3 pseudogenes are annotated in these 718 nt (G+C 73.4%); 2 read left to right on the top strand and 1 reads right to left on the bottom strand.

What is annotated here, in order from left to right:
- Window positions 1-207 (top strand): annotated as a pseudogene (locus EAO76_RS41825) (acyl-CoA thioesterase domain-containing protein); the annotation flags it as partial.
- A gap of 32 nt (window positions 208-239) precedes the next feature.
- Here the strand turns inward: EAO76_RS41825 and EAO76_RS41820 are convergent.
- A pseudogene (locus EAO76_RS41820) lies at window positions 240-509 on the bottom strand (TetR family transcriptional regulator); the annotation flags it as partial.
- Window positions 510-574: 65 nt separating this feature from the next.
- Here EAO76_RS41820 and EAO76_RS47070 point away from each other — a divergent pair.
- Window positions 575-718: pseudogene (locus EAO76_RS47070) on the top strand (TetR family transcriptional regulator); the annotation flags it as partial.

Below are 718 nucleotides of genomic sequence, written 5' to 3'. Positions count from 1 at the left end.
GCCTTCGAGCTGGGCATCAAGGGCTGGACGCCCACCATCGAGCTGACCACCCACATCCGCTGCCGCCCCGCCCCGGGCCCGCTCCGGGTCTCCATCACCACCCGCAACCTCGCGGGCGGCTTCCTGGAGGAGGACGCGGACGTCTGGGACAGCGCGGACCGGCTGGTGGCCCAGTCCCGCCAGCTGGCCAGGGTGTCGCGTTCCTGAAGTGCCACCGATCCCCGCAGGGGCGGGTGTGCTCAGGCGGCCGGGTCGCTCGGGCCGTCCGGATCGCTCGGAGCGTCCAGCCAGTGGAGCCGGCCGAGGTTGACCAGCCTGAGCCGCCGCCGGGCCGTCTCGGCCACCCGCCGCTCGCCCTCCGGTCCCGCGTCCAGCAGTGCCGACGCGGTGATCACCATGTGGTCGACGTAGAAGCCGCCCAGCATCAGCAGGTCCTCGTCGCTCCACCCCCGGGACTGCGGCTCCCCGGCGAGCGCCGCCGCCGTCTCCTCGGCGAACCGCCGCAGTCGCTCCACCCCCGGGACGAGGACCTGCTGATGCTGGGCGGCTTCTACGTCGACCACATGGTGATCACTCCCGGGGGTGGAGCGACGAGGACCTGCTGATGCTGGGCGGCTTCTACGTCGACCACATGGTGATCACCGCGTCGGCACTGCTGGACGCGGGACCGGAGGGCGAGCGGCGGGTGGCCGAGACGGCCCGGCGGCGGCTCAGGCTG

This window comes from Streptomyces sp. sk2.1 (genome assembly GCF_008120935.1).
Classification (GTDB): Bacteria; Actinomycetota; Actinomycetes; order Streptomycetales; family Streptomycetaceae; genus Streptomyces.
Note: the sequence above shows the minus strand (reverse complement) of the source record. Positions and strands in the feature narration are given on the sequence as shown.